This window comes from Mycobacterium sp. Root135, from assembly GCF_001426545.1.
Lineage (GTDB): Bacteria > Actinomycetota > Actinomycetes > Mycobacteriales > Mycobacteriaceae > Mycobacterium.
In genome coordinates this window covers 45802-71793 of sequence record NZ_LMEZ01000001.1, presented here as the reverse complement: position 1 = coordinate 71793, position 25992 = coordinate 45802, and the positions used below count along the sequence as shown (strand labels likewise).

The 25992-nt window shown below is 68.1% G+C and carries 25 protein-coding genes; 10 read left to right on the top strand and 15 right to left on the bottom strand.

Features of this window, described 5'->3' with window-relative positions:
- Positions 1 to 42 precede the first annotated feature (42 nt).
- Positions 43 to 1512, top strand: a complete 1470-nt coding sequence (locus ASD37_RS00350; RefSeq protein WP_056549541.1) for an FAD-binding oxidoreductase — start codon at positions 43 to 45, stop codon at positions 1510 to 1512.
- On the opposite strand, the gene ASD37_RS00345 is transcribed toward ASD37_RS00350, so the two are convergent.
- Positions 1487 to 2797 carry an acyltransferase gene (locus ASD37_RS00345; protein ID WP_056546439.1) on the bottom strand — a complete coding sequence of 437 codons (1311 nt, stop codon included), beginning with the start codon at positions 2795 to 2797 and terminating at the stop codon, positions 1487 to 1489. The two genes, ASD37_RS00350 and ASD37_RS00345, sit on opposite strands and share 26 nt — an antisense overlap.
- 91 nt (positions 2798 to 2888) lie before the next feature.
- On the opposite strand from ASD37_RS00345, the gene ASD37_RS00340 reads away from it, so the two are divergent.
- The gene (locus tag ASD37_RS00340) at positions 2889 to 3797 is read left to right on the top strand and encodes a hypothetical protein (RefSeq protein WP_056546436.1); all 909 of its coding nucleotides are present in this window, start codon (positions 2889 to 2891) and stop codon (positions 3795 to 3797) included.
- Between the two features lie 8 nt (positions 3798 to 3805).
- On the opposite strand, the gene ASD37_RS00335 is transcribed toward ASD37_RS00340, so the two are convergent.
- From ASD37_RS00335 to ASD37_RS00300, 8 genes are all read right to left on the bottom strand, one after another.
- Positions 3806 to 4597, bottom strand: coding sequence for a DUF4239 domain-containing protein (locus ASD37_RS00335; protein WP_056546433.1), 792 nt, complete (start codon positions 4595 to 4597; stop codon positions 3806 to 3808).
- Between the two features lie 93 nt (positions 4598 to 4690).
- Entirely contained in the window at positions 4691 to 6076 is a 1386-nt protein-coding gene (locus tag ASD37_RS00330; RefSeq protein ID WP_056546429.1) for a hypothetical protein, read from the bottom strand.
- A 423-nt stretch (positions 6077 to 6499) separates the two neighbouring features.
- Complete coding sequence (locus tag ASD37_RS00325; RefSeq protein ID WP_056546425.1) at positions 6500 to 7012, bottom strand: GreA/GreB family elongation factor; 513 nt, start codon at positions 7010 to 7012, stop codon at positions 6500 to 6502.
- Positions 7013 to 7110: 98 nt separating this feature from the next.
- Positions 7111 to 8415: an NAD(P)/FAD-dependent oxidoreductase gene (locus ASD37_RS00320; RefSeq protein WP_370072012.1), complete on the bottom strand. Its 1305-nt coding sequence runs from the start codon at positions 8413 to 8415 to the stop codon at positions 7111 to 7113.
- A 91-nt stretch (positions 8416 to 8506) separates the two neighbouring features.
- A complete protein-coding gene (locus ASD37_RS00315; protein ID WP_056546422.1) occupies positions 8507 to 10030 on the bottom strand; it encodes a CdaR family transcriptional regulator in 1524 nt (507 codons plus the stop codon).
- Positions 10031 to 10133: 103 nt separating this feature from the next.
- A complete protein-coding gene (locus ASD37_RS00310; protein WP_056546418.1) occupies positions 10134 to 11183 on the bottom strand; it encodes an alpha/beta fold hydrolase in 1050 nt (349 codons plus the stop codon).
- A gap of 18 nt (positions 11184 to 11201) precedes the next feature.
- Positions 11202 to 12446 carry a formamidase gene (fmdA, locus tag ASD37_RS00305; protein ID WP_056546412.1) on the bottom strand — a complete coding sequence of 415 codons (1245 nt, stop codon included), beginning with the start codon at positions 12444 to 12446 and terminating at the stop codon, positions 11202 to 11204.
- A 453-nt stretch (positions 12447 to 12899) separates the two neighbouring features.
- Positions 12900 to 13265 carry a MarR family winged helix-turn-helix transcriptional regulator gene (locus ASD37_RS00300; RefSeq protein ID WP_056546409.1) on the bottom strand — a complete coding sequence of 122 codons (366 nt, stop codon included), beginning with the start codon at positions 13263 to 13265 and terminating at the stop codon, positions 12900 to 12902.
- Positions 13266 to 13319: 54 nt separating this feature from the next.
- Here ASD37_RS00300 and ASD37_RS00295 point away from each other — a divergent pair, with 54 nt between their 5' ends.
- The 5 genes from ASD37_RS00295 (at position 13320) to ASD37_RS00275 (ending at position 18381) form a co-directional block, all read left to right on the top strand.
- Positions 13320 to 14447, top strand: a complete 1128-nt coding sequence (locus ASD37_RS00295; RefSeq protein ID WP_082569881.1) for a substrate-binding domain-containing protein — start codon at positions 13320 to 13322, stop codon at positions 14445 to 14447.
- Positions 14448 to 14520: 73 nt separating this feature from the next.
- On the top strand, positions 14521 to 14817 hold the full coding sequence (locus tag ASD37_RS00290; protein ID WP_235567931.1) for a type VII secretion target: 297 nt from the start codon (positions 14521 to 14523) through the stop codon (positions 14815 to 14817).
- A 25-nt stretch (positions 14818 to 14842) separates the two neighbouring features.
- Positions 14843 to 16657 carry an alpha/beta hydrolase gene (locus ASD37_RS00285; RefSeq protein ID WP_235567930.1) on the top strand — a complete coding sequence of 605 codons (1815 nt, stop codon included), beginning with the start codon at positions 14843 to 14845 and terminating at the stop codon, positions 16655 to 16657.
- Between the two features lie 102 nt (positions 16658 to 16759).
- Positions 16760 to 17215: a hypothetical protein gene (locus ASD37_RS00280; protein ID WP_156720672.1), complete on the top strand. Its 456-nt coding sequence runs from the start codon at positions 16760 to 16762 to the stop codon at positions 17213 to 17215.
- A 281-nt stretch (positions 17216 to 17496) separates the two neighbouring features.
- Entirely contained in the window at positions 17497 to 18381 is an 885-nt protein-coding gene (locus ASD37_RS00275) for an arginase family protein (RefSeq protein WP_056546400.1), read from the top strand.
- 4 nt (positions 18382 to 18385) lie between these two features.
- Here the strand turns inward: ASD37_RS00275 and ASD37_RS00270 are convergent, their stop codons facing one another.
- The 3 genes from ASD37_RS00270 to ASD37_RS00260 are packed head-to-tail and all read right to left on the bottom strand — an operon-like array spanning position 18386 to position 21309.
- On the bottom strand, positions 18386 to 19399 hold the full coding sequence (locus tag ASD37_RS00270) for a hypothetical protein (protein WP_056546397.1): 1014 nt from the start codon (positions 19397 to 19399) through the stop codon (positions 18386 to 18388).
- 9 nt (positions 19400 to 19408) lie between these two features.
- Positions 19409 to 20752 (bottom strand): hypothetical protein, encoded by a 1344-nt coding sequence (locus ASD37_RS00265; protein WP_056546394.1) that lies wholly within the window; start codon positions 20750 to 20752, stop codon positions 19409 to 19411.
- Entirely contained in the window at positions 20749 to 21309 is a 561-nt protein-coding gene (locus ASD37_RS00260) for a hypothetical protein (RefSeq protein ID WP_056546392.1), read from the bottom strand. The genes ASD37_RS00265 and ASD37_RS00260 overlap by 4 nt, the downstream gene beginning before the upstream one ends.
- A 183-nt stretch (positions 21310 to 21492) precedes the next feature.
- Here ASD37_RS00260 and ASD37_RS00255 point away from each other — a divergent pair, with 183 nt between their 5' ends.
- Both ASD37_RS00255 and ASD37_RS00250 read left to right on the top strand, forming a co-directional pair.
- On the top strand, positions 21493 to 21789 hold the full coding sequence (locus ASD37_RS00255) for a hypothetical protein (protein WP_056546391.1): 297 nt from the start codon (positions 21493 to 21495) through the stop codon (positions 21787 to 21789).
- Positions 21790 to 21834: 45 nt separating this feature from the next.
- Entirely contained in the window at positions 21835 to 22179 is a 345-nt protein-coding gene (locus tag ASD37_RS00250; protein ID WP_056546390.1) for a heme-binding protein, read from the top strand.
- Between the two features lie 11 nt (positions 22180 to 22190).
- Here the strand turns inward: ASD37_RS00250 and ASD37_RS00245 are convergent, their stop codons facing one another.
- Positions 22191 to 23042, bottom strand: coding sequence for a S9 family peptidase (locus ASD37_RS00245; RefSeq protein ID WP_200959728.1), 852 nt, complete (start codon positions 23040 to 23042; stop codon positions 22191 to 22193).
- A 48-nt stretch (positions 23043 to 23090) separates the two neighbouring features.
- The gene (locus ASD37_RS31905; protein ID WP_200959727.1) at positions 23091 to 23492 is read right to left on the bottom strand and encodes a hypothetical protein; all 402 of its coding nucleotides are present in this window, start codon (positions 23490 to 23492) and stop codon (positions 23091 to 23093) included.
- 223 nt (positions 23493 to 23715) lie between these two features.
- Here ASD37_RS31905 and ASD37_RS00240 point away from each other — a divergent pair, with 223 nt between their 5' ends.
- Entirely contained in the window at positions 23716 to 24516 is an 801-nt protein-coding gene (locus ASD37_RS00240) for an SDR family NAD(P)-dependent oxidoreductase (protein WP_056546387.1), read from the top strand.
- 6 nt (positions 24517 to 24522) lie between these two features.
- Here ASD37_RS00240 and ASD37_RS00235 read toward each other — a convergent pair whose 3' ends face one another.
- Positions 24523 to 25881: a phosphatase PAP2 family protein gene (locus tag ASD37_RS00235; protein WP_200959726.1), complete on the bottom strand. Its 1359-nt coding sequence runs from the start codon at positions 25879 to 25881 to the stop codon at positions 24523 to 24525.
- Positions 25882 to 25992 lie beyond the last annotated feature (111 nt).

Below are 25992 nucleotides of genomic sequence, written 5' to 3'. Positions count from 1 at the left end.
GTAACCCGGTGGGCAACGCCCGTGTGGTCAAATCAGCAGGCCATGACCAGAGAACTCCCCCGGCAGGTCTTCGTTCGCGGCGCGCTCGGCGCGGTGGCGACGGCGGTCCTGGGGGCGTGCGGGGCGACGACGGCGTCCGCGCCTGCGCCGACACCGGCCGAGCCGGCCCCCTCGGGTCCGGACTGGCCTGCGCTCGCCGCCGCGGTCGACGGAGCGGTCGTCCTCCGTGGCGACGGTGGCTACCCGGCGGCCAAGAACGTCTTCAACAGCCGCTTCGCCGGGTCGACGCCGGCCGCCGTCGTCACGGTCACCTCGGTCGAGGACGTTCGCGCCGCCCTGCGGTTCGCCTCGTCCAACGGCGTCGCGGTCACCGCCCGAAGCGGCGGCCACTCCTACGTGGGTGCATCGACGGCGGACGCCACGCTGGTGGTCGACCTACGCCGCCTTCCCGGCGGGGTCACCTACGACGACCGCACCGGACGGGTGACGGTGTCCCCCGCGGCGGACATCAGCTCGATTCAGAACGCGCTCAACGCCTTTGGCCGGTCCATCCCCACCGGTAGCTGTCCGTCGGTAGGGGTCGCCGGATTGACGTTGGGTGGTGGGCTCGGCGCCGACGCCCGCAGGTACGGGCTGACGTGCGACGCACTCGTCTCCGCGACGGTCGTCCTCCCCGGCGGCGAGACGGTCACCGCTTCCCCACGCGACGACGCCGACCTGTTCTGGGCTCTGCGCGGCGGCGGCGCCGACAACGGCGTCGTGACGTCGTTCACCTTCGACACGTTCCCGACCACCGGCCGCGACGTCGTCACCCTGGTCTTCGGAGAGGACGCCGCCGCACGGGTGCTCGTCGGCTGGCACGAGTGGCTCGTGGCGGCGGATCGCGCGGTGTGGGGCATGGTGAACCTCACCGTCGGCCCGGGACGTGGACGCTGCTCGGTGGTGCTGGCCACGCCGGCCGGTGACGGACCTGCTCGGGCCGCAGGCGTCCTGGCGACGATCGGCGTGCCCACCGTCGGCCAGACCATCCGGACGTTCGACCACCTGGGCGTCGTCGCGTACTTCGGCGGCGGACCCGACGCGGTGCGACCGCGGGCGTTCGTCGCGGGCTCCGACGTCGTGACGCGGATGACACCGGCGGCGGCCGAGTCGATCGTCGCGGCGACCTCGGCCTGGCCGCGGGCTGGCGGTGCGGCGACGGCGGTGGTCGAGTCGCTCGACGGGGCGATCGGCGACGTCGACCCGGCCGCCACCGCGTTTCCCTGGCGGCGCCACGCGGCGAACGTGCAGTGGTACGTCGAAACACCCACCCCTGAGCTCACCGACGCGGCGGACCGCTGGCTGACCGCGGCGCACGCAGCGCTGGGCGACCATTCGGCCGGCGGATACGTCAACTACCTCGAGCCGTCGACCCCTGCGGCGCGCTACTTCGGGCCGAACCTGCCACGCCTGGCGGCCATCCGTCGGCGGTGCGACCCGCACGGGGTCATGTACTCGAGCCTGCGGTTCTGACGACCGCGCAGGTCCTGGCGGCTGCCGTCGCCGCGACGAACGCCCCGAGTGCCGACCAGCCCTCGACGCCGGCGAGCCCGTCCTTGGCCATCAGCAGCAGGGCGATGCCCGCCAGCCCCACCAGCACGCCCGCGGCCGCCGACCGGACGCCCGTTGCCCGGGCCGGGGCGTCCCACCACGGAAGCCGGCGATGCTCCAACGGCGACAGCAGCGCGAACGTCAGCGCCATGACGACGGCGAACACGGCGGCCCGCAGCGCGAGGCGGCCCCAGAACCCGGGTTCGTGCACGTCGTAGGCGTCGACGCCGACCGCGTGCAGCGCAAACGTGGCCACGGCGATCGCGGGAATGTGCCAGAGGTAGAGCGTCATCGCTCCCCCGTTGCCGAGTGCGACGGCGCGCCAGACCCTCGGCCGCGCGGCCCAGCGGCGGATGGCGCCGGCGGCGAGGACGAACGCGCACGACATCCAGGTGCAGTGCAGTGCGAGCAGCAGCGTGGGCGGCGACACGTTGGACAGCCGCTCGGCGCCCGTCACGACCAGGGAGACCTCATAGGGCCCGAGGGCGACGGCTACGATCGCGGCGGCGAATGCGACGACCGCCGCTGCGAGCGCCGCCCGTGGGTTGACGAGGTTGCGGGCGTAGGCCACGCCGATCACCACCGGTATCAGCCAAACGAAGAGGAAGTTGGCCACCCCGGCTTCGGGTGCGCCGACGGCGAGCCGGATCGCGTCCATCCCCGCCGAGGCGACGAGAAGGGCAGCCACGACGAGGGCGACCGCGCGCCCGGACCGCAGCCGGGTCATGGCGGGGACGAAGGCGAGCACCACCAGGTACACGCCGAGGAACCACAGCAGGGCGACGGATTCGCGCCCCAGCCCCGCCGCGGACTCGGCTCCGAGTACCAGCCGGGTCACCAGCAGTCCGAGCACCCATGCCGCGAGATACCAGAACACCGGGCGGCACAGTCGCTGGCTTCGGGTGAACAGCCAGGTGCCCCACGCCGTTCCCGGCCGCCAGCCGTAGGCGCCCGCGGCACCGCCCGCCAAGAAGAACAGTGGCATGACCTGCACGATCCACGTGATCGGGGCGATCGCGGGCAGCTCGCCAAGCAGGTTGCCGATGCGCAGACCGCCGGGGCCGATGGTGGCGAGCAGGAGCGCGCAGTGCCCGAACATCACCACGACGAGAGCGCCGAGCCGGGCGACGTCGACTGCGCGGTCTCGGACGGGTGCGGAGTCGTCGGCGACCGTGGGCGCGCCGGTGGTCGACTTGGTCTGTGCCATGGTCCCAGCATGCCGGGCAAACGGCTGCGGTGGATGAGTAGGACTACGTGAATTTTGGGCCGTCGGGTCGGATTCGCCTACATTGCACGTGATGCGTCCGTTACTCATTCTTCTCACCGTCCTGGTCGGCGTCCTGGTGTCGCCCACCGCTCCCGCCGGTGCCGACGCGCAGGCAATGCCCGATCTGAGCGGCTACGCCACGGTGTCGACGTACCCCTTCGTCATGGGCAACGAGGTGTACTTCCAGACCCCTGACGGTCTGCTCTGTGCGATTCAGCCGGCCCGCGGCGCCGCGGGGTGCGACGGACGCCTACCCGGCACGCCAGACGAGGTCAACGAGATTGCCCTGAGCCCCGACGCCAGCACCCGGGGCCTGCTCGCGACCGCCAACCATCGCTTCGTGAAGTCCACCGGAAATGCCGCCCCCCTGTTGCGCGAGGGTCAGAAGATCGTCTTCGAGGACTTCGAATGCGCCGTCGGCGCAGGGTCGTTCACCGCGTGCATCAAGGGCCAGCCTGCATCGCAGTGGATGGTGGTGTCTCCCAACGGAACCGGCGTCGGCCCCAGAACTGCCGGACTGCCGCCGGGCTTCCCGGACCCGAACGACTTCGTCGTGGGCGACGAGACATACATCGTCGGCCAGGGCGCGAAGAACCTCTTTCCGGTGTTCACCGTCGATGGCGGTCTCACCTGTTCGATGATCGTGTTCAGCGGTGGTGAAATCGGTTGCGACGGGCCATTACCGCTCGTGCTCGGCGGCGAGAACGAGGTGTACGCACAGCTGCCCGGCGCGGCCGGCATCCGCCGCACCGACGCCCCGAAGTTCACGACGCCGCGGTATCCCGGCCCGGTGAAGCAACTACCCGTCGGCCATCGCGTCCACGGCATCGACTCGATCTGCATGGCGATCTACGGCGGGGTGGCGTGTACGGCCACGTTCAACGGTGCGGTGCACGCCTTCGAGGTGACGCCCTCGGGGGTGTCGACGTTCGGCGGGTGATCCGCGCGTCAGGGGTTGGGCCGCTGGTGTTCCCACGTCTGAAGCACGTTGACGTACGGGTCGGGTGGGACCGACAGCGCACCGACGAACGGATGCTCTAGCGCGAAGATCAGGTAGATCACGAAACCCATCAGGCCGGCGGTCAAGCCGACCGCGCAGGCGTGCACGACGAGGTCGCGGGTGCCGAAGAGGAACGTGAACGCCATCACCACGGCGCCGCCGCCGATCAGCAGCACCCAGAGTTCGCCGGGAACCGCCGCGTCACCGGCCGTCACCCGCATCTTGCGGTTGGCGCTCAGGTCGTTCAACTTGACGATGTCGTGGTCGAAGAACGCAATCTCGTTGCGGCTCTGCGGTTGAACGCTCAGGTAGGCCGACCAGACGTCGGTCATCGGGCCGGATTCCTCCTCGATGGTCTCCCCACGTCGCATCCGGGGTAGTTCGTCGTCGATCACGTCCCTGGTGTAGGCGATGAGGCTCCGCTGAACCTCCGCCCGGTCCGTGGGTGGAATCGCGACGGAGTCCCTGAGCAGCTCCGCGATGGCGCTGGCCTCGGCCTGGGTGGCGTCCTCGGCGTCACCGAACTGTTCCCACACCACGACCACCAGGAACGCCACCAGCACCGCGTACAACACGCCGGCAAGTTGGAAGACCTGCGAGGACACCAGATTCGCACTCTCGAGCCTGGTGTGCGACACCAGCTTTCGGAAGACGATCAGTCCGCCGACCGACAACCCGACCACGACGGACACGGCGAGGAACCCGAGTAGCGGGGCGGGCATCTGTAGCAGCCAGATCACGGGCAGTGTCCCCCAGTTCGGCGGACGCGAGCCGTCCGCAGCGCCATTATGGCCAACCAGGCCGGTGCGAGCGGGGTAACGCCGAGATGGGCCTCAGATGACCGAGCGCAACCCGAGGGCGGTGGACACCTGCGCCGCGACGACGCATACGCCGGTGGCTAGCTGCCGACCCACGGGGCCGGGCAGGTCGTCGACGTGTCCGCACGCGGAACCCAGCACGCCGCCCCTGGGCAGTACCGCGACCACGCCCGGAGTCAGTTGCAGGACAACGGCATAGCCGTCGTGGTCGCCGGTGGTGAAGGTGCCGTCGTCGTAGGCGTTGCCGAGCGGGACGACACCGACCACGGTCGCGGCGCCGCTGGCGACGAGCCGACGAGCCAGCGCCGCGCGAGCCTTGTCGGACGAGACGTACTCGTGGGTGAAGGGGTTGGCGGGGTTGAGCTGTTCGGTGCTGAACGCCCCCGACCACACGTAACCCGCACCGTTGGCTGCGGGAGCGGCCCCGAACATCCGGCCGTGGTCGTTGGGGACCAGGAAGAAGTTGTCGGAGAACGCCTGGAGGAAGCCGGTGGGCTTCTGACCGTAGACGGCGCCGTTGATGATTCCGGAGAAGCCGGTGCTGTGAATGGGTTGGGCAGGGAAACCGGCTCGAGTCATCGCGGCGTCGAGCCGGGCGGCGGATTCCGCGGAGCTCTTGGACGTCGGGTCGAGGATGATGACGTTGACGGGTTCGAGGACCGTCTTGCCGCCGTGCCGAACTCCGCCGAAGTTCGAGATCTTCCCGTTGGGTTGGAGCAGCCAGGCCCCGATGTCGCCGTACACGGTGTGCGCGACGTCGGTGGGGCGTGGCACGCCGGGTGCGGCCACGGGCGCGGCTGCATTGGGTTGAACGGTGGTGACCGCGGCGGCGGGCTTGACCAGCGAGGTGGCGCCCTCGATCTCGCGACGAATCAGCTGAAGCGCCCCGAGCACGACCTGTCCCGGAGCCACCGGCGCGCCGCCGGTGCGCGTCGTCGAGGTGCTCTTGGATGCTGCCGGTGAACCGGTGACGGCGGTCGTGGCCGGCGCCTCCTTGGTAGGCGCGGTGACGGTCGCCACGGGGGACGAATGCTTGATCGCCCGGCCGTTGCCGAAACCCGGCTTGCGGGTGGGTGGTCGGGTCGACTCGGCGTCGGGAGATTCGGGTGAGTCAGCCGCGGACGTCCCGCCGGAGATTGCCTCGCCCGCGCCCGCGCCCTCGGTCGTCTGGGACGTCTTGGTCGTCTGGGACGTCTTGGCCGTTTGGGAGCTGCTGCCGCTCGCGGGACCGTCGGTGCCGGTGGTCCCCTCGGCGTTGGCGACTCCGGCGCCACCGGCGACTGCCGCGCCGATGCCCAGTGCCAGCGCCAATGCCCCGATTCGGCCGACGTAGTTCGCCGCGCCCGCATCGGCGACCGCCGCGTGCCGTGGTGCATGGCTGGATCTGCTGTGCCGCCCCATCGCCGTCCCCTTGAGTTCGTTCGTCTCGAGGGACTTCGCGTGCTTCTCAGCGGTCCTCGACCGACGAAGCGTATACGCATCGCGCCGGCCGTTGGCAAAGGAACCGCGACAACGCGCGGTGGGGCGGCAAGGGGGAGCGAGACGCCCGACCTCCCCTGCAGGCACGTCGAATTGCCTCACCCCTTGCCTGTCGAAGGTGGTCGATCGGACGCAATCTGCCCTGACTGCCTTCGCCATCCGATGGGTAGACCAAATCCGTTTACAGCAAACCGCTGACGGCTGTGATGATCTCGGGGCGTCGTTTGCCACCCGCGAACGTTGGGGGGTCGAGCACCGCAGCCGGGGGCGGCCGCCGGCGACCGTTTGAGGGCGGGGCCGCAGGCCACGTCACCGCAGCCCCGCGAGACGCAACTTACCTGCCCGTCAACGGTTCGGCATGTCGAGGACGGCTGCGGCACTTCCAGCTGCGTCACTTTCGTCGGTGTGCAGGCCGTACGGCACTGCGGTCACCATCGTGACGGAGAGGTCGGCGCCGTTGGGCAGACCGTAAGTGCGTCTCTCCCCCGCGCGGGCGCCGACGATCGCCGCCCCCAGCGGCGACTGGACCGAATAGACCTCTAGGTCGCCGTGTTCGGCGCCACGCACGCCGAGCAGGAACGTCTCCACGCCACCGGTGTCGCCGTACCGCACCGTGACCACCATTCCTGGTTCGGCGATCCCGTCGTCGGGCGGATCCTCGCCGACGACCGCGTTCAGCAGCAGGTCGTGAATTCGTTGGATGCGGGCTTGGCGGGCGCGCTTGACGGCGATGGCATTCTCGTCGGCGTCCTGGTCGCCGGGAGCGCTGGCACACAGTTCGCGCAGGGTGTCGAACTCCCGTTGCAGCCGCTCGTGGGCGCCCGCCGATATCCACACGCGGTCGGTCATGGTCGTCATTCGAGGTTCCTTTCGTGGGTTGCCGTCAGGGGCGGGCGGTGAACGGTTGCGCCGCCCCTGACGACTCGCAGCGCCCGAGGTGGGCGAAGGTAGGACGGTCAGGCGACGGCGCGTCGCCGCGGATCGAAGGGCCGCAGCACTTCGGGTTGCTTGCCGGTGGTGATCTGTTCGGCGAGAAGGCGTCCCGTCACCGGACCGTGGGCGAGTCCCCACATGCCGTGGCCCCCGGCCACGTACACGTGTGGCGACAGTTCACCGATCACGGGGCGACCGTCGGGGGTGACCGGACGCGGACCCACCCAGACGTCGCTGCGCTCGTCCCACCGAACGCCGTCGAGCAGCGGGCTCGCGGAGGCGACGATCGCGCTGACTCGGTCGGCGACGACGGGGTGGTGCGGGGCGCGGAACTCCATCGTGCCTGCCACGCGCAGGCCGTCGCGGTAAGGAGTGCACGCCACCCGGACGTCCGGCAGGTAGACGGGTCCGGGCAGCGGACGGTCGACGGGAACGGTGAACGAGTAGCCGCGACCGGATCCCACCGGCACGCGCAACCGTGGGCCCGCCAGTCGGGACAACCAGGCGCCGGTGGCGATCACGGCGGTGTCGGCGGTCAGGGGCGGCCCGCCGGCAAGCTGAACCACGACGCCGGGGCCAGAGCTGACGACGTCCTTGACGTCCTTGGTGAGCAGGGTGGCGCCGCGGTCGACGACCGCCCGTCCCAGTGCCGTCACGAAACGCCCCGGGTCGACGAAGCGCTGCCCGTTGACGTTGACGCCCGCGGTGATCGCCCGCGACGCGAGCGGCACCTGGGCGCGGAGCGCTTCGCCGGTGAGCTCGGTGACCGACAGGCTCTGGCCGGCGTCGGCGAGGCTGCGTAGTTCTCGCATCAGGTGTTCGGCGTCGTGGGCGCTGCGGAACAGCGCGGTGATCGGCGCGTCGGTCACCGGCGCGTCGACCCCGTTGGCGACCAGGACGTCGAAGGCCTCCAGGCAGTCCTCGTTGAGAGGCACGTTGGCGTTCATGGCGCGGTCCCAGACGGACTGACGGCAGTTCGCGGCGAACTGGACGAGGAAGCGCCACAGTGCGCGGTCGGCGCTCATCGGGATGTGCAGGGGCGCGGAGCGGTCGCGCAGCGAGCGCAGGCCGTAGCGCAGCACCGCCGGGGAGTTCAGGGGCAGCGTCAGTGCCGGTGCCACCCAGCCGGCGTTACCCCAGGAGGCGCCGGTCGCGACACCGCAGCCGTCCACGACGGTGACCTCGACCCCGCGCTCCTGCAGGAACCACGCCGTCGACAATCCGACGATGCCCGCACCGACCACGATCGCCGACCGTGGTCCCCCGTCGATCCGCTCGTCGCCCATGTCGCTGCCTCCGTCGTCGAAGTCGTGTGTCTGTGACTCCATGGTGCGGCGGGCGGCGTGCCATTACTTGGGGCAGACGGACAATGACGGGCGGTCCCGTTGTCGAGGCTCGACAACGGGGTGCCCCTTACTGTCAGTCAGCGTCGACGGCGGCGAGTTCGACCATCATGGCCAGCCGCTTGCGGGCGTCGGTCAGGGGCAGGTCGGTGACGTCACCCATCTTGCGCAGGCGGTATCGCACGGTGTTCTCGTGGATGCCCAGCCGAAGACCCGCCGCCGCGGGATCCCCGAGCGCCTCGAGCCACGCCCTCAGCGTCGTCGCGTACTCCGTTGCATGGGCCTGGTCGTGGCGTCGCAGCTCGGCGATCGGCCCTCGGTCGGGGGTTCGGCCGGACCGTGCCGCGGCGCGGAGCCGTTGCAGCAATATCTCGTCCCAGGATTCGTCGTAGGCCGGGGGCTCGGAATCGGCGGGCTTGCTTTCGTGGAGGGCCAGGCATTCGTCGGCCTCTTGGCGGGCCGCCGGTAGGTCGGTGGCGGTTCCCGACTTGCTGATGCCGGCAGTCACCGTCGTCCGGTCGGGCAGAGCCGCACGCAGGGCCGCGACCCACGTGCGCGCCGCGGTTGCCGGCTCGCCGGGCAACAGGGTGTAAACGGTGTTGCCTGCCAGCGCGCTCCGTCCTGGGCGCGACCATCCGAACCCGGCGGTGGCGCGTTCGAATGCCAAGAGCAGAGCCGCATCCCGTTCCGCGTCGATCGAGGCCTGTACGGCGATCACCCGCATCGGCCCCTGGGGAAGCCCGAGCCTGCTGGCCGATGCGGCGGCGTCGGCGCTGCCGTCCAACAATCGGATCACCAGGTCGGACTCCACCTGACGCTCCAGGTCGGCGCTGGCGCGTGACCTCAGCAGGTGCAAAGCCACGGTGCGGGCGCCGTCGGCCAGCGCGGTGCGTTCGGGGTCGACCAATGGTTCGCGGCAGGAGACCCACACCGACCCCATCAGCTCTCGCCCGGACCGCACCGCGACGACCATGCGGCCGGACAAGCCGTGGTCGTCGTCAGGACTGACGAACAGGGGTTCGTCGGAGACGGCCAGGTGTGCGAAAACGCCTCGCGCCGAGAAGAAGTCGCGCAACCGGTCCGACGCCTGCCGACCCATGATCGTCGCCACGCGCGCAGGGTCGGCGCCGCCCTGCCTGCTGGAGTAGGCGAGTACCCGCGCCAACGCATCCTCGATGGTGACCGCGCCGCCCGTCGATTCGGCGAGGCTGTCGGCCAGGGCGAACAGATCGGTTGGGCCGCGGCCGGATTCGGTCTCGCGGCCTTCCAGCACCAGTCCGTAGACCACCGCCGCGAGCTCGCTCCATCGCACCGCGGGCTCGACGACCAACACCGCGACTCCCGCCGCCTCCACCGTGGATGCAGTGTCGTCGTCGTCTCGGACGAGTACCGCCGTCGCGCGCGCCGAGACCGCCCATCGCACCGCCTCGTCGACCGAGCGCGCACCGACGGCCAACAGCACGTCGCCCGTCACCGGTCCCCCGCCGGCGACCTCGTGCAGCACCACGCTGCCCAATTCGGCGGAGCGCGGCATCGGACAGACGCGAAGCTGGACGCCGTAGCCGCCCAGCACGTTGACCAGTCTGTCCAGCGTGATCACGCGCGCCTCCCATCCGGTACCGAACTCGAACCACCCGATGGTCAGTCAATAGTTCGCAGCGCCGGAACTCAAGGCGCACGACGGTGTCACCCCCGCCGGTTGATCAGTTCTGCGGTGAGTAGCCCGGCCTGGCCAGCAGGTCCCGGATGCCGGCGTCGATGAATGCGGTGTCAACGGGGTTGGGCCCTCCCCCGGCGAAGTGACCCCAGATGCCGGGAATCACGCGTACCTCACCGTCGGCGATGAACTGCGTCGCCCAGTGCTCGTCTTCGGGAGGAAAGTAGAGATCCTTCTCGGCGGGCATTGCCAGGAGCGGGCATCGGATCGAGGCAAGTGCCTTCTCGACGTCACCACCGAATCCCGGTGTGTTGCCCACGTTTCCGCTGTGCCAGGTACGGAGCATGGTGATCAGGTTGTTGGGGTCGCGCCCGTCGCGGAAGAAGTTCTCCCAGAACCCGTAGAGGAAGTCGTCGAACGAGGTGAACCCCATCTCGCGCCACGCCTCCTCCCAGTAGAACGCCTGTGAGAAGCCCCAGCCCGAGTACACCCGGGCGAACGCACGTAAACCCTTGACCGGCAGCGCATCCGGGGAGTAGTCGCCGTCGGCCCACACCGCGTCGGCGGTGAGCGCGGCGATCAACGACTCGAGGAAGACCTTGTTGTGCGGTGAGGTCTTGCTCGACCCGCAGAACGGTGCGGCGCGTTGCACCATCTCCGGGTGGCTCACGGCCCACTGGTAGGTCTGGCCTGCTCCCATCGACCATCCGGTCACCAGCGCGATCGTCGACACTCCGAACTTCTCGGTGACCAGTTGGTGTTGCGCCTCCACCTGGTCGTAGAACGTGACGGCGGGAAAGCGGGCCCGGTCGTAGGGCGACGGGGTGTTGGACGGCGACGAGGAGAGTCCGTTGCCGAGCATGTTGGGCACGACGATGAACCACTCGTCGGGGTTGAGCGCCTTGTCGGTGCCGATCAACCATTCGTTGTCGGTGTGCCACCCCGAGTACCACGTCGGGTAGACGATGACGTTGGTCTTGTCGGCGTTGAGCGTGCCGTAGGTCTTGTAGGCGAGCGTCGCCCCTCGCAGCGTGGCGCCGCTTTGGAGCGTGAAGTCGCCGAGTTCGAAGTGCTCGGCATCGGTGGGAGCAGGCATGACGGATCCCCTTTGGCTCTAGGTGCTGACCGCGCACTGTCCGCGGTCGACGCGTTGCGGACCCTGCGCCGACGGCCGCACGTCGATGTCGAAGATCGCCGTCGGAATGTAAAGCGTGGCACAGGAGTTCGGGACGTCCACGACGCCTGACAAGCGACCTTCGACCGGAGCGGCGCCAAGCATCAGGTACACCTGCTCGCGTGTCCAGCCGAACTTCGAGAGGTACTCGATCGCGTTCAGACAAGCGTTTTGGTAGGCCAGCGTGCTGTCCAGGAAGTGCTGCGTGCCGTTGCGGTCGACGGAGAAGCCGACGAAGGTGAGGAATTCGGAGTATCGCGGCTCGACGTTGCCCGGCATGAAGATTGGGTTCGTGGTGACGCCGTAGGTCTCCATCCCGCCCTTGATGACCTCCACTCGAAGGTCGATGAATCCACCCATTTCGATGGCGCCACAGAAGGTGATCTCGCCGTCGCCCTGGGAGAAGTGCAGGTCGCCCAGCGACAGGTTGGCCCCGTCGACGAACACCGGGTAGAAGATCCGGCTGCCCTTGGAGAGGTTCTTGATGTCCTGGTTGCCGCCGTTCTCCCGCGGGGGCGCGGTTCTGGCCGCCTCGGCGGCGACGCGCTCGTAGTCCGCGCCGGTCAGACTGCCGAGAACCGCGTTGGACGGCAGCGGCGGCAACGCCAGTGGCGGAACACGTTCGGGGTCCGTCGCGATCAGCGCGCCTTCTCGGGCGTTCCAGTTGGCGAGCAGGTCCGCGCTCGGCGCGGTTCCCATCAACCCCGGATGGATGAGCCCGGTGAATTCGACACCGGGAATGTGCCGGCTGGTCGCCTTTTGCCCGGCGAAGTCCCACACGGCCTTGTAGGCCTCCGGGAACCAGTCGGTGAGAAAGCCACCACCGTTGCTCTTCGCGAAGAGTCCCGTGTAGCCCCAGCCCTGCCCGGCGACCGGACCGCTCTCCTGCGGAACGGGGCCGACGTCCAGGATGTCGACGACCAGAAGGTCGCCCGGCTGGGCGCCTTCGATGGCGAAGGGCCCGGAGAGTTGGTGCACCATCGACAAGTCGCAGTCGCGGATGTCGTTCGCGTCGTCGGAGTTGACGATGGTTCCGTCGAACCACTCCTTCGATTCGACACGGAACGTGTCACCCGGCTTGACGGTGGCGACGGCGGGAATGTCTGGGTGCCAACGGTTGTGGCCGACAAGCTCCTGCTCGCGGAACGGCTTGCTTTGATCGACGGGAAATATGACGTCGGGCACGGCGGTCTCCTCAATCAACCTGATGGACGGGCGGAACTCTTGCGCGTAGCTAGGGGCGCGGCAGACGCGACGTCGGCGAGGCGGTGCCGCGGGTGGATCGGTACGTCTGGTCGTTGGTCGGCCTGGTGACCACCCCTGGCGAGGATTGCGACCTTTCGTGCATGTCGAGTGCCTTCACCCCGGGGGCATCTCGGCTCGTCAGCGCCGGTGACGAGAACACCCGCCGGGCCGGACCGCGACACGAATCGCACTCCACACTGGTGGGAGCGGTGCCAATCGGAAACGACACCTCTACGAATCCATCTGTAAGACAACGATATTGGTAACCAGCCATGGCGCGCCTCCCGCTGACCGACGGCATTGATCCCAAATGGGATCAATATGGCTGAACCTACACCCCCACCGGGGAACGTCAAGCGCAAGCGCAAGATCTGCGCCCGTTCGCAGGGAGCTCTACGGTAGAGAGGTCTCCGTCAGGTGAGACGAACAGATCTGCGCGATCGTCGGTTCGACGTCTCGGAGGAGCCCTTGGCCATGGGAGGACAGTCGCAACGTCGTCCTGCGACGATCGTGCGGGGACAGCGTCCGGAAGACGGCGCCAATGTCGACGAGAGAATCGACGATGCGGGTCGCCGAGGTCGACGGGACGACCAACGCGTCGATCACGTCGGACATCGAGCAGCCCGGATTGGATTCGATGTGGGCCAGCGCGCGCCAGCGATCCACCGTGAGATCGGTACTCGACAGCGCGGTTTCGAGACGTGCGGCCACGACGGCCGCCCGCCTGAGCAGTTCGAGAGTATCCGCGACAGCTTCCATGTCCTGCCTTCTGCAAACGACTCCACCCGCGGTCAGACCGCATCCCGAGCCAGCATGCCAGATGGCGCCCCGGTTCTCGAACCTCGAGCCTCGTGCCCCAAGGACTTTCGTGTCGCGCTGGTGTTGCCCCGGCGGGGTCCGGCGGGGATCTTCGGTCTGGAGTGTCACGCCGCCGCGGAGTTGGCGGCCGCCGAGATCGACGCCGCGGGCGGTGTCGCCGGTCGCACCGTGGAATTCGTGCACGTCGACGGCAGCGGCGACCCGGCGGCGGTGGCCGCCACGATCGGGGCACTCCTGGAGTCCGGCTCGATCGACGCCGTCACGGGGTGGCACCTGTCGAACGCGCGCCAGGCCATTGCCAAGGTCGTCGGCGGCCACGTGCCCTACGTCTACGCCGCGGCCTACGAGGGCGGCGAGCGCAGCGACGGCGTGCTGTGCAGCGGGGAGGTCCCCGGCGATCAGATCGTGGCCTCGTTGCACTGGTTGCGCACCGAGGAGCGGCTGAGTCGGTGGTTCATCGTCGGCAACGATTACGTGTGGCCCCGCGGAACGGCGGCCGCCACGCGAGTTGGGTTGCGCGACACCGGTATCGAGATACTCGGCGAGAGGTTCCTGCCGCTGGACACCCACGACCCGGCGTGCTGGGATCGCGTGCTGAACGAGATCGAGCGCAGCGGCGCGCACGGAGTGATCTCACTGTTGGTGGGATCGGACGCGGTGCGCTTCAACCGGGCCTTCGGAGACAAGGGACTGGATGCGACGGTCACCCGCTTCAGCCCGTTCACCGACGAGACCGTGATCCTCGCCAGCGGCGCCGATGCAACCGCGAACCTGTTCGTATCCGCGGGGTGGTTTGCCGGGCTGGACTCGGCGTCGGCCGTCGAATTCACCGCCGGCTTCGGTCGCGCGTTCGATCTGGTGAACGGGATCGGCCCGGCCGACGAGTCGGCCGCCCCACCCCCTGGCACCATGGCCGAGACGACCTACTCGGGGGTCCACCTGCTCGCGGGGATCGCCGGCACGTCGGTACCGACGGTCGAGGACGCGCGACGTGCCTTCGGCAAGTGGGGATGGGACTCGCCACACGGGCCGGTCGACCTGCACCACGGGTCCGCGCGACATCCCGTCCACATGGCGAAGGCGCGCGGTGTCGAACTCGACGTCATCGCCCGCGTTCGCTGACTGATCCCGAACCACGCCGGTCAGAGAATTTTGGTGCACGGACACCGTTGCCGGCGGACTTAGGATCGTGTACGTGGAAGGAGTCTTGCGAGTCGACCCGGCCCGGCTTCGGACCGCTGCAGCGGCGCAGAGCGACGTCGGAGCCTACGTGTCGGGTATGGCCGCGGGGCCGTCGATGGCGAACGCAGGCACCGGCATGTCGGGTCTGCTCGTCGAGCAGGCCTGCCACCTCGCCGGCACGATGTTCGACGCCGCCGCGACTGCCGTCCACGACGAGATCGCCGCCCACGCAAGGAATCTCTCGGCGGCCGCTGACAGATACCACCACACCGACGGCGACCTCGGCCGTCGGCTAGGCACGACCGCATAGTGACTGCGGCCGCGGGACCGTCGCCGTGACCGTGACGATTCCCCAGGTCGAGGCGTCCCGGCCAGAGGGGTTGACGCAGTCGGCCACGCAGTTGGGCGAGAAGGCCTCCGGCCTCGCGTCGCAGATCGACACCCAGCGCGCCACGCTGACCGAGCTGAGGGCCGGTTGGCAGGGCCCCGCCGCGGATGCCGCCGTCGCGAAGGCCCAACCCATCCTCCGCCAGATGCGGCAGATCCACGACGCGCTCAGCGCGGCGCAGACCGTGCTGAACGAGGGCGGATCCGCGCTGATCCTGACGCGAACGACGGTCCTCCAGACCGTCGCCCAGCTATCCGGCCAGGGATGGCACGTCGCTCCAGACGGGACCGTTTCGGTTCGACCGGGCAGTGCACTCGACCAGTACGCCAAGGTCAGCCCTACCAACGCCATGAGGCTGCGGCAGTTGGCGGCCGCGAACACGGTGAACGTCAAGGCCCTACTGGCGGGCTTCGACGCCACCGATCGGGCGGTCAGCCAGAAACTCCGCACCGCCGTCGGGGGGCTCGACGGCACGCCGGCTCAGTTCGGCAGCGGCGACGTGCCGCAGGCTCCGCCGTACGACACCGGCGCGCAGATCCCCGTCGGAAGGAGTGCGGAGGAGGTCAACACGTGGTGGAAGTCGCTCGGCGACGACGAGCGCACGAGACTGCTGAACACGTGGCCCGAGAAGTTGGGCAATCTCAACGGCATTCCCGTGGCCGACCGCAGCATCGCGAACAAGGCCATCCTGCAGCGGGATCTCGATCGCCCGGCCGAAGTCGCCACGTCAAGAGGGGTGACGAAGGAGGAGGTCCTGGCTCACCCCGAGAAGTACGGCATGGCCGGGCCGATGATGGACCGCTACGAGAACGCCGGCAAGGTCCAGGATGCGTTGGACACCGACGCCGCGGACGCCAAGAACCCCTACGGCAAGACGCCCGACATCTTGCTGATGAAGTACGACCCCGAGGCGTTCGGCGGCGACGGAGCGGCCGCGATCGCCATCGGCGACCCCGACAAGGCCGCGAACACGTCGGTGATGGTGTCCGGCCTGACGACGTCGGTGTCGGCGGGAACGCTGTCCGACGGCAGTGGGGTCAACGTCTACAACGAGGCGAACAAGGCGGACTGGGACGACTCGACCGCCGTCGTGCAGTGGATGGGCTATGACGCACCGGATGATCTGGCGGTGGCGGAGCCGAACATGGCGCGCAACGGTGCTCAAATCCTCGCCCCCGACGTCAACGCACTCGGCGTCACCCACGACGAAAGCCCGTCGCATACGACGGTGATCGGGCATTCCTACGGGTCGACGACGGTCGCGGACGCCGCGGCGGGTTACGGCATGCGCGCCGATGACGTCGTCCTGGTCGGGTGCCCGGGAACGGACTTGGCCAGATCGGCCGCCGACTTCCACCTCCCGCCCAACGGGCACCTGTACGTGGGCTCGGCGTCGACCGACTTCGTCACCAATCTTGGACGCGAACACCTCCACGTCCCCGGCGTCGGTCTGGGGGCAGACCCCGCCATGGACGGTTTCGGGTCCACCCGGTTCCACGCCGAGGTGGCGGACTTCAGTCCCAACCCGATCAACGAACACACCTCGTACTTCAAGGACGGCTCGGAGTCCTTGTTCAGCGTCGCCGACATCGTCTCCGGGCACGGGGATGCTCTGGAGCACGACGGAATGACCGCCGACCACCGCGTGAAGACTCTCGGATTCCCCTTCCCCATACCGGGATTGCCGCCGTCGATCGTGATCGACCCGGAATTGGTGCACACCTCCGACAACGACAACCATCACACCGGGCCGGGCGGCTGACCATGAACATCAAGAGAACAGGGGTACTGACCGTTGAGGCTCGTACATCTACCCGTCGCGGCGGCGCTTGCGCTGCTCTGCGTGACGGGATGCGCTGACACCGTGTCGAATCCGATTTCTCCACAGGATGCGCGTCGTCAGGTCGTCGATGTGTCCCGCCAGGTGGTGTCCGATCTCGGAGGCGAGGTGGCCGAGGCGACGTTCGGGTACAAGTCCTGCAACGACCAGGGTGAAGCGCCGTTCCGAGGTCACGGCTATCTGTTGCTCTGGATGCCGGGAGCCGATCGCACTCGCGAGGTGTCCCCCGACTCGGTGATCGAACGCTTGCGGCAACACGGCTGGCAGGCCAGTTCCGACTTCAAGTCCCATGGCACCTCGTTTACGCGCGACGGAGTAGACGTGAACGTGTGGGTGATACCGCCACCGAAGCCCGACGACCCACCCGTCGCGCATCTGAGCGTCGACGTCCTCGGCGAGTGCCGAGACACCTTCGACCATCGGACCGACCACACGAACAGGCTGTCCCAAGACATTCGGGGGGACGTCACGTCCGGGTGACAGGCGGCCTCGCACGCCTCCCCCGATCGGCGGAAACCCGAGTCCCCCGACCTTTCCGCCAGTCGGCGGACAGACTCCGGGTCGTCGACGCGACATAGTCGATTCATCGCCGGATCGGAGCAAATGATGACCTACACAAGAGGTTTGACCAGGATGACGAACGACGAATTCGAATGCCACACGGAGGCCGACCGCCATGCGGCACTGTGGTGGGCGACGAAGGCCGCCGTCGCCGCGTTCGTCGACGACCGACAGCCGCCCTACGACGATTGAGGCCTGCCATGTTCGACGTCCTACTAGGGGTTCCGTCGGACTGCTCCGGCCGATTCGCCGGCTGCCAACTGATGCCCGCCGAGCTGCGCGCAGCCGGTCTCGTCGACGCCCTCGGGGTGGAGGACCTCGGTAACCTGCAAGTCGCGATCGCCGACCCTCGCCGCGACGCCGAGACCGGTGTCATCGGACTAAAGGATCTACTCAACCAATCACGGGTGATCCGCGACAGCACGCAGGCGCTGCTCGCCGAGGGCCGTCGGCCCCTCCTCGTCGGCGGCGACTGCACCGTCCTCATCGGCGTCGCCGCGGCGGTCGCACGCACCCATCCCGAGGCCGGGTTGCTGTTCGTCGACGGGCACCTCGACTGCTACGACGGAGCCACGTCGACGACCGGCGAGTGCGCCGACATGGAACTTGCGATCCTGCTTGGCGTCGGCGCTCAACCGCTGGTCGAATTCGCCGACCGGACACCGGCATTCGCACATCGTCGCGTCGTCGTCCTCGGACCGTTCGACGAAGCGGATGCCGCCGCAGAAGGCTCGCCCGACCCACGCGCGTTCGCGCCCGAGACGACGATTGTGCCGATCGACGAGCTGGTGGCCGACCCCGGCGGTCACGCGCGACGCGCCGTCGCGGCCCTCGACGCGCGGGCAGTCGGATTCTGGCTGCACCTCGACCTCGACGTGCTCTCCAGCGACGTCATGCCCGCGGTGGACTACCGGGACCCGCGCGGACTCGACTTCGCCCTGCTCCGTGACGTTCTCAGCGTCGCGTTCGCCTCCCCCGCGCTCGTCGGCGCCAGCGTGGTGATCCTCAACCCCACCCAGGCACCGCCGGAGGACGAGTCGGCCCGACGCGTCGTCGAGATGTTGGCCGCGGCGATCGGGCGCTGAGCAACTACGTCATCGTCACCAGGTTGCGCCACAGGTTGCGAAGGCTGTCGGTACCGCCGAACAGCGTGGTGAAGTGCGTCGAGTCGACGAGGACGATGTCCCCGGCGCGCCGATCCGCCGGCGGCATCCAGATCAACGCGTTGAACTCCGTGGCGCCGTCGCTGGTGAAGGGATGTGGACGGTTCGGGTCGACGCGCTGGCGACCGAGCACCCGCACCGCGTCGCTCTCCGGGACCGTGAGCTCGTAGTGCGGCAGGTGCGGGTGGAAGTTCAAGGTGGTGACGTCGGTGAGCAGCCGCGGGGTGTCCAGATCGCGGATGGCCGTCAGATGTGCGATGTCGTTGGTGCCGTCGTCGACGGCGGGTCGCAACCCCCAGATGTTGCGCACCGGGACGTCGAGCGCGTTCATCAACGAACGGGTGTACTGACCAAAACGCTGCTGGCGTGGCACCAGCCGGTCACCGTGGTGTTCGTACTCCACCTGCCGCTGACCGTAGTCGTCGGTGAAGCCCACGTCGTGATGCGGCGCCAACAGCAGGCACGTGCCCTCGCGTTCGAGCCACTCGGCGATCGCGGCGACTTCTTCCGGCGCGGCCTCCTGCTGGGACAAGAGGTGGTCGAGCCCGAAGATCATCAGCGTGTCGGTGTCGTCCAGGACGCGTTCGTCGATGGGGAGCTTGAAGCCGGCCTGGTCGATTCGCTGGAAGACCGCCACCGGATGGCCGGTGGCCTCCTCGGCCAGCGCTTGAAAGTCCAAGGTGGATCGATGGAACAACTCCAACGTCCCCGCGATGCCCTGGAGGAAGTTCGGGGCGTCGTACTCGGGTGTCTCGTACGCCGGCCACGCGACGTTGCGCACCTCGGTGATGGTCGAGAATCGGTTCTCCATCGCGGCCGGATCTCGTTGCGCCTCCAAGGGATACGCCCAACTCCAGTAGATGCTGACGCGCCGCCCACCGGTACGGGTCCTGGCGAGGTGGTTCTGGTTGTAGGTGCGTGCCCGCGGCATCGTGGTCATGGTGGTCCCTCAGTCGCCCAGCGTCGCGAGGTAACGCATCGCCTTCAGCCCGGGCAAGAAGAAGTAGGCGCCGCCCTTCAACGTCGTAAACGCCGGGATTCCCCGGTGCACCTTGCGGATCGGTCGGTTGGGGACGGTGAAGTCCATCGTCCCGTCCTGCGCGCCACCGATCGGGTCGTGTTCGTTGCCGAGTTCGTGGAACGACTCGTCGTTTATCCAGACGTTTTGAGCGAACTCGAACTGCCGCACCAGGTCCGCGCAGATGATGAACGCCGCGATGCCACGGTCGACCCCGTCGTCGGGCGCGCCCTCTGGCAGCGCGGATCCGTAGGTCGCGCCGCGCCGAATCATCCGCCTGCGGTTCATGTAGTGCGCGGTGTCCCGCGGATTCAGCCGGCGGGCATGCGAGCCGAGTGGACACGCATAGCCGAACGGATCCATCTCCTTGTAGTTGAAGTCGTTGTTGCGCATCGGGTCCGCACCGAGTTCGGGGTCGTCGGCATCCGGCGCCAACACGAGCGGTGCTCCGCTTCGCCAGCGCCCCATGAACTTTGCGGCAAGCAGATCGGCTGCCTCCGTCGTGTCGGAGTGTTCACGGAGATACTCGCGAAAGACGGCGACGTGTTCCTCGAGCCGCCGATAGGCCATGTAACTACCGTTGCGGGACAGGATCTCTGGCTCGGGAAGATTGGCGACGGGCCCGTCCTCGTCGGGGTAGCCGAGTATGAACTCGCCCGGTTCGAGCGCGTCTCCCGACCCGGGAGTCGGGTCCTCCCCGGAACCCTTCATCACCGGTTGCGACAACCGATCGCGGAATCCGAAGTGGTCGTGGGCGTAGTTGAACGGTGGCGTCGCGTTGAGATCGAGATACGAGAGGCTCCGGACACCGTCGGTTCTGGACAGCAGCCCGTCGTGTTCCTCGATCGATCGACGGCATTGTTCGTCGTTGCGGGAGAACAGGATCGCGATCGCGTGCACGTCGTTTCCGGCCAGGCCGCCGACCCACCGCCCGGGGTCGTTGGCGCCGGTGTCCCCCAAGATGCTGGCCCGCGAGGGCATGCCTTCCCGGAACTCGTCGGGAAAGGTCGCCAACGAATCCTCGGGCACTCCCAACGCGCGTAGGCCATTCCACGTGAATGCCAGAGTCACCCAGCGGTCGGATTGTTCCATCTCGTCGACTGCTTCAGCCGCGGACTGGGTCTTGTCCGACAGCTCCGCGAGCCACGCCCGGCCACCGACGGCGGTGTCGAACGTCAAGAACTCGTAGCGTCCCGTGATGGCTGGTGTCCGCGTCAACAGAATGTGCTGGATGTCGTCCAGCTCCAGCGTCGACGTGGGTGCCAATTCACTCATTGCATTTGGTCGAGCATGGTCGAGAAGGACGCCTTCAATCGCAACGCCTTCTTGATCTCGTCGGCCGTCACGTACGGGTACTCGCCGTACTCCAGGAAACTTGGCACCTGATGCTCTCGGACGAAGTTGATGAACGCCTCCGAGTTCTCCTTCCAATCCTCCGGGAAGCCAACGAGATTGGTGAACACCGTGGTGATGCCGGTCGCACTGAAGAGCTGCACCGCGTCTTCGGTGTACTTGTCGAAGTCGGTGTCGAAGATGCCTTGATATTGGAAGTGCAGTCCGGATCCGACGTCGAAGAGCACCCACCGCAGATAGTGCAGGCGCAACGGTGCCAACGCCTCCGGACTCGCGGCGATCGTCTCCTCGATGGTCTTTCCGTACGCCCGCACGGCCTCCTCGCGACCCTCCTTCACCTTCGCGATGATGGAGAATCCGTGGCAGGCCGGAGTCCGCGGAAACACCGGACCGTACCGTCCCCGTTCAAGGTCGAAGTAACCCTCTTTCGGTATTGCCATCGCCGCTGGCGTGGTCCAGTCGCGGTCACCGTCGGCCATGTCGTCCCCCGTTCGAGTCGATCCGAGGCGGACGGTACACCCGCTGCGAGCGAAATCCTCGGACTTCGACAATTTGACGCTCACGAAAGTAGACCCTGGCCGAAGTCCTTGACCAGCAACTATGCTGCGCAGTACCGCTTCGGCGCGGGCCGTGACGGGGGCCGTGTAGTCAGGGGATGCACCATGCGACTGAGACAGTGCTGCACGAGCGTGGGTCTCGTCCTCACCTTCCTGTCCGTGGGAATCGTGGCCTCCTCGCCCGCGTCGGCGGATTGCACCAATGCCGGGGCAGCCACCGTGTGCGCCCAGGGCTCGGTCCGCGGCGGTGGACCCGACGCCCCGATCGCGGGGCCAAGCTACCCGTCGTACTGTGCCGACCCTTGGTACTGCGACGACGGCTGGGACGTGGACATCATCTGGGACCCCGGACGGCCCGGACGGCCCGGCGGCGGAGGCGGTGGCATCGGTCCACGTCGCTGAGCACCGCCCCACGTCCCGCCAACCATTCGATGAAGGAGCCCAACGATGTTCTTCCGCAGCATGATTGGTGTCGGCATGATCGCCGGCGCGATGCTGGTCGGTACCGCCGCGACCGCCACCGCCGACCCGCCGAACTGCACCGCCGCTGATCTCGCCGGGGTCATGTCCGGGGTGAACGCCGGCACGTCGAGTTACCTGTTCACCCACCCGGACGTGAACGCGTTCTTCACCGGCCTCAAGGGCAAGTCGCGGGACGAGATGCGCACGGAGATCGAAGCGTACGGCGAGGCGAATCCACAGGTGCGCGACGAACTTCGGGCCGTGCGGCAGGCCGCCGCCGACTTCCGCGACCGCTGCAACGCACCCATCCCCGACGGCCCCATGGGCTGACGGGCGGCGAGTCACCCCTCGCGGGTCGTGTACGCGTGCTGGTGAATCCACTGCGCGACGTCGGCGACGACGGCGTCGTCAACGTGTTGCGCCGGTTCGTATTCGGCGGGTTCGGATGGTCCGGAGCCGGAGAAGAACAGGTGATTGTCCGCGGGGAGGACGCGGATGGTGACGTCGGGACGACCCGCCAAGCCGGTCTGCCAGCCGACGAGGTCGTCGGCGACGGTCACCTGGTAGTCGCGGCCCCCCTGCACGATGAGCATCGGCTTACCCAGCTGCGCGGCCACCCCGACGGGGTCGTAACCGCGTAGATCGAGCCAGTACGCGAACGGGATGCCCAATGGCGGCGGATGGTTCGGTGTGGACGAGGAGAGCTCGAGGCCGTCGACGAGGGCGGCCTGTCTGCTGATTTCCTGGATGGTGGGATTGTCGTCGAGGTCTCCTTCAGGCTCCTGAAGGGCTGTGAGATAACGGTATTGGCGGACGATCGCGTGATGCATCGGCTGCGTGGCGCCGGCCAGTACGACCAGGCCGGCGACGGCAGGTTCCGCCGCCGCGATGCGTGGGGCCACGGTGCCGCCCTGGCTGTGACCGAGCACGAAGACTCGGCCGGCGTCGACCGATGGGTGGTCTCGGAGTAGCCGTACCGCTGCGACCGCGGGCCGCACGTATTCGTCGACCACGGTGAAGTCGGTGACGTCTGCCAGCGCCTCGCCGTGGGTGTGGGTGACCTTGTCGAAGCGCAGCATCGCGATTCCTTGGCTCGCCAGACCCCAGGCGAGGTCCTTCATCATCTTGTTGCGGCCGATCGTCGCATCGCGGTCAGCCGGCCCGGACCCGGCGAGCAGGACTACGGCCGGCACCGGTCGCGACGAGTTCGGCAGGCTCAGCGTGCCCGGTGTCGCCCACGGCTAGGAGTCGACCGTGACCGGGTGTTCGGTAAAGCTCGCCGGGTCGACGTAGGGCGGCGGCTGCCAGGGGGCCACCGGCTCGGCCGCCTCCGGTGGCGCGAATTGCAGACCTTGCAGACCGCCCGCGTCGTCGACCGACATCACCACGGCGAACGCCCCGCCTTCACACGTGACGAGGATCCTCACCACCGTGTTGTTCGGACCGGCAGACTCACTCGAGGGCGTACCGACCTTGGTTACCGATCCGTACGTCGTGATCAGTTCCTGCCAGGGCTCACGCAGCGCGTCAGCCGAGACCTGATCGCGCAGCGCCGGGACGCGGAGCTCGTCGATCTCGGCGTACCGATCCGCCTCCATCAGTCGCATCACCGCTTCGGCGGTGGTGACGGCATCCTGCTGCATCGCGAAAACCATTGCCTCTCTTGAATTCTCATGGAATGTGCCGAAGGCGTGGCGCGGTCACACTATTCACATGCTAGTCGTCACACCCAGTCCGTAGTCAGTCGGCGTGCGGTGGCACGGCGCCGACCGTCCCTCTGGACGACGGAATCGGATGTCTAGGCTGTTCAGACGATCCGACGTGAGCCCCATCCGGTCGATCGTTCAACTCTGGAGGTAACAAGTGATGGTTCCGGCAACAGTCGACCGGTCGAGGCCCGTCGCGGTGGTGACCGGCGCAGGCAGCCCCACCGGCATCGGATTCGCGTGCGCCCAGGCCTTGGCGCCGACACATGCGCTGCTGATCGCGGCGACGTCGTCGCGCATCGAGGACCGCGTCGCCGAGCTGACCGCGGTCGGGGCTCAGGCCGTCGGTTTCATCGGCGATCTCAGCGACTCCTCGATCGCACAGCGCCTCGTCCGTGACGCCGTCGAACGCTTCGGTCGAGTCGACGTCCTCGTCAACAACGCGGGCATGACGGCGACGACGGGCAGCGAAGAACAAACGCCTGCCGAACTGACGTCGGACGATCAGTGGCACGCGGCGATCTCCCGCAACCTCGACACCAACTTCTTCGTCACCCGAGCCGCGTTGGCCCCCATGGTGCAGCAGTCGTTCGGGCGGATCGTGAACGTGGGTTCGGTGTCGGGTTCGGTAATGGCCTACCGAGGCGATGCCTCTTATCACGCGGCAAAGTCAGCTCTGGTCGGCCTGACGCGGTCGATTGCCGTCGACAACGCCCATCACGGCATCACTGCCAATATCGTTGCACCGGGCTGGATCTCGACGGGTTCGGCAAGCGATCACGAGAACGCGATGGGAGCGGCCACCCCCATGGGACGCTCCGGTCGGCCCGACGAGGTCGCGGCTCTCGTCGCGTTCCTGGCCTCTGCGGCGGCGTCCTACGTCACCGGTCAGGTCTTCGTCGTCGACGGCGGTAACTCCATTGCCGAGGAGCGGGGAGCTCGAGAACTCCTCACGAACTGACGGCACCTACCTCGGTGCTGCCGCGAGGGCTTGTTCCGCCGCCCGGTGAAGGTCGAGGCGCGAGTACACCCCGAAGGCGCTCCCGTTGTCGAGGAAACCGCCGCCCGGCCCCATGGTCGCCGTCAGGATGGCGTTCGCCTGGTCCAGCGAGAGGTAGGGATACGCCGCGGTGAGAAGATATCCGGCTTCCGGCGCCACCTTGCCGACGTCCACGGCGGCATTTGCGTTCTGGCCGAATACCGTTGGCAGACCATAGGTTTGGGTGGTGTCAACGAATCGGGCGTTGTCGTCCGGCCGCGCGAACCGGCTCTGGTCGTCTCTGGCGCACACTGCGACGGCGTTCCCGCACGCATCGGCGAGCGCCCCGGTCAGGTCGGATCGCGCCTCGGCCAGCGCGTGACGGAAGTCGTCGATCCGCACCCCGCCCCGGTCGACGCCGACGTAGTCCGGCGAGTTCGCCAGCAGATGCGCCAGGTCGTAGGTGGCCAAGGTCCGACCCCCGAGCACGTCCATGGCGTAGTGCGCGCCGATGATGACGCGGTCGTTGCCGTATTCGGCGGCGCGCACCATCATCTCCGGATAGCGGTCGGGGACCAACAGGGCGAGCACCAGCGATTCGGTGTAGCCGTAGGTGGTGTGGCCGCTGGGGTAGGACGGGCTGTCGACCAGGTTCTGCTCCGGCCCACGCAGCCACGCCACGTTGTCAGACGGAGCCCCGAAGAAGTCGGGCCCGGCGTAAGTCAGCAGATGCGGCTCGGTTTGGAACGGTCGGGAGTCGCCGTAGGCGTCGGCCCCCTCGGTGCCCGCCGGCAGGTTGTAGGCCTTGCCGAAGATGTCGGTGACCCCGCCCGCCTGGTGCAGGATGGCCAGTGCTTCCGCCGACACCGGTTCCTTGCCGTCGGTGGTCGCGTTGGCGAAGAAGTACTTCCCCGCGTTGGAGTCGGACTTGGTGACAGCCGATGCGTAGGCGATCAGATTCGCGACCGCCGGTGAGACGTTGGTGTAGTCCTCGTCGCGGGTATAGGACGTCAACCTCTGGTAGGCGTCACCGAGCTTGGTCCCCAGGCCGTCGGCGAGTTGATAGGCGTTGCCGTCGGTGATGAAGGCGTCACGCAGTGCCTGCTGCTGCTGATCGGGGAACGGCAGAAGTGTCGGCTGATTGGCGATCCCGTTCTGGATCGCCCCGGTGACCGTGAGGTTTGCCGCCAGGGCAGCCCGGCCCTCCTCGGTGTTGTTCAGGGTGGCGACGGGCGTCAGCCCACGGAGCACGGGCAGGCTCGTCGCGCTCTGGGCCGTGGCGGTGCCGGGGCTCAGCAGCGCGCCAGCGCAGACGATCACGACGAGTAGGCATGCACGCATCTTCATTGGCGATCCTCTGGTTGCGGGAGCAACTCGATCCTAAGGACTCAAGCCGGCCGGCCGCCGACGTTTGGGGCATCGTGCGGTGTGCGCTCCAGTGCGTGGAGATCACCAAGG